The 2,646-nt window shown below is 34.6% G+C and carries 3 protein-coding genes and 1 pseudogene; all 4 read right to left on the reverse strand.

What is annotated here, in order from left to right:
* On the reverse strand, positions 1-737 hold a 737-nt coding region (locus AAGG74_RS23400; protein WP_429677386.1), incomplete at its 3' end, for a protein rep.
* A 441-nt stretch (positions 738-1,178) separates the two neighbouring features.
* On the reverse strand, positions 1,179-1,406 hold the full coding sequence (locus tag AAGG74_RS23405) for a hypothetical protein (RefSeq protein WP_429677387.1): 228 nt from the start codon (positions 1,404-1,406) through the stop codon (positions 1,179-1,181).
* A gap of 128 nt (positions 1,407-1,534) precedes the next feature.
* Positions 1,535-1,798: a hypothetical protein gene (locus tag AAGG74_RS23410; RefSeq protein WP_429677388.1), complete on the reverse strand. Its 264-nt coding sequence runs from the start codon at positions 1,796-1,798 to the stop codon at positions 1,535-1,537.
* 318 nt (positions 1,799-2,116) lie between these two features.
* Positions 2,117-2,646: pseudogene (locus AAGG74_RS23415) on the reverse strand (hypothetical protein); the annotation flags it as partial.

Here is a 2,646-nt window from a genome sequence, read left to right on the forward strand (position 1 = left end):
ACGTCTAATGCTTCAATGTTTTTGAATGTGACTTTTTCGTCATTCAAAATCAAATACCATATTTTTTGAATCAATATTTCTTCATCGCTGAAGAGACGAATCTCATTTCTTTTTTTACGGTTGAATGAGTATTGATTTTGATGTTTCAATTCCTTCCAACCTTCATACCCTTCAAAAACCATTAAAGCGTGTAAATGTGGATGATATTCATTTCTTTTTGGGATAGTTACCTCCAAAGAACGAATGGATCCTTTGTAATTGAATTTTGTAAAGTCTACACCTTTCACTTTTTTCTTGCCTTTTAAATAACCAATCAGCTTTGCATACCCTTTTAATAATTTTTCTATAGCCTCACTCAATTGTTCTCCAGGCACATTCGGCATTGTAAAGGTCACTTGATACATATTAGCTTTATAAGGCATTAACAACGGCTTAAATTTGCCTAATTTAGCTGCCTGTCGAACCTTCTTACAATTATTGCAGAATTTATCTTTGCAAAGATTTGTTTTTTTGAATTCATACGCTTTTTGTTGTCGCCAGTGAGCCATTTCCCAAATGCTATTACAATCTGCCATTCTATAAAACTTACGCATATACAATTCGTTCTTTTTCTCCGCCGACAACTTTTTATAATATTTTCCGATATGTATGTTGTAATTTAAATTATCAACAACACTTTTTATATGGTCATCCGAGACTTCTAATTTTTTTAATTCTTTTCTTAAATCCTCTTCCAAGTGATCCCCTCCCCTCTTTCAAAAACAATCACTTTTTTTCTTAATTTCGTATATTAGAAACAAGTCTAAAATCGCCCCAATCCCTTGATACAACTGGGTTTATGGAGAATACGGCATGTCCCCTTTTTTCATTCGTGGGCCGACTTGTTTCTAATATATCAAGATAGAAGCCAAATGAGAGAAATCCCTTTTAGGTAACACTCACATTCAAGCAATTTTGACAGTCAATTTTCTCGGAACGTGTTACTACTATTAAATTAACTAATGAGGCCGGTCTCGCCGTGCCAGTGTCGTCGCCATTGACACCGGGACCCTGTTCCCTAAGAACCCATAAACTTTGCTGGGGTAAAAGACACCCCACCACCCGTAAACGGGACAGTTTATCTTAGGGAACTCCCCAGTGTAAATGGATCGCTTACGCTCGTCGCCACCGTCACTGGTTTAAGCGTACTGAATTCTGTAGTCCTGTATACCGAAATCACGTGCTACTGGGCATCTCGATTCTAAGTATTTTTGTAAGTCCTTTTCGTTTATCATCCATCCTTTTTTTCTTGATCGAATATGACCTTTTATTACGCCTTCACGCAGTAAATCTCTGATGTATTGTTCTGTTAAATCGATTCCCCAATGATTTAGAATAAATTTTACTTCTGATACCGTATATTCCAAATTGAAACACCACCTTCTTGGATTTAAATATTCACCGTCGAACCTTACCCTCTAATGCCATTTACACCGAACCCTTTCCGAAGGGGGTTCACATATGAAAATGACAGGGCAAGGTCCAACCACGCTGATTATTCAATAATGCCATTCAGAAACAATCTACAAATATCATACTGAACCCTTTTTCCCGCCTCTGTGAGCGTTTTTTTGTCTACCGTAAGGTTTATGTCAAATGTGTACTCTTTCATAGGCTCTACGGGCAAATCAACGCCAAATACGGTTAAAACATCCGGACTCTTTTCCTCTGTACTCACCAGATTATAAGTTCTATATTTCGGATTTTTCGATTCGTATGATGAAATAACAGTCATTTTTTTAATAATTTTCAGTCTCACAAGGTAACACCACCTGCATTTAAAAAAGGAAAATCTATGAAACTGTTATTCATAATACTCTATTTCTTTTTAATGTCAACTAATCCTTTATTATTTTTCGTAGGGTCCATTTTTGAACCCTTTTGCCTGCTTATTAGAAATAGCAGGCTATTCTATTCTGGCTACAAAGTAGCATACCTCCGCATTTTTAAATCCAAAGGATTTAAAAATGTCGTGTCTAATTTTTTAATTATAATCCACTAATTAAATTTCAAATCAAAAAGGGACGATTAACATCGCCCCTACTGTATTTTTTCTAGATTTTTTTATATAATAATCTTAACGATTATTTTCATTTTTGGATTTTTGTTTTTGCAGCTCTCGTGCAGCTGCGTGAATTTTTTTTCTGGAAAATACGATCACATCATCATCGTTTTTCCTAATTTTCATCAAATCAGTTGGAGTGGTTGAGACTTCAACTGATTTTTCTATTTCTTGAAGTTTTTCAATTAATGAGTTATAAATCTCCAAAGCTTCGTCTAAGGAAAAATCATCATCATCTTTTAAGTTATAAAAACATCCATAACCTTGTATTTGCCGTCTTCCATCAAGAGCAAAATACAGGGTTTTAAATTGTTCATAACTAATAACTTTGTCATACTCCGTTGTAGATTTGGTCATATATTTAAACAACTCGATGAAATCAGATTCCTTAAATTTATCGATTCGACAGCTATAGCCAACGTCTAATGCTTCAATGTTTTTGAATGTGACTTTTTCGTCATTCAAAATCAAATACCATATTTTTTGAATCAATATTTCTTCATCGCTGAAGAGACGAATCTCATTTCTTTTTTTACGGTTGAATG

Source organism: Bacillus mexicanus, from assembly GCF_050445615.1.
GTDB classification, from domain to species: Bacteria; Bacillota; Bacilli; order Bacillales; family Bacillaceae; genus Bacillus; species Bacillus mexicanus.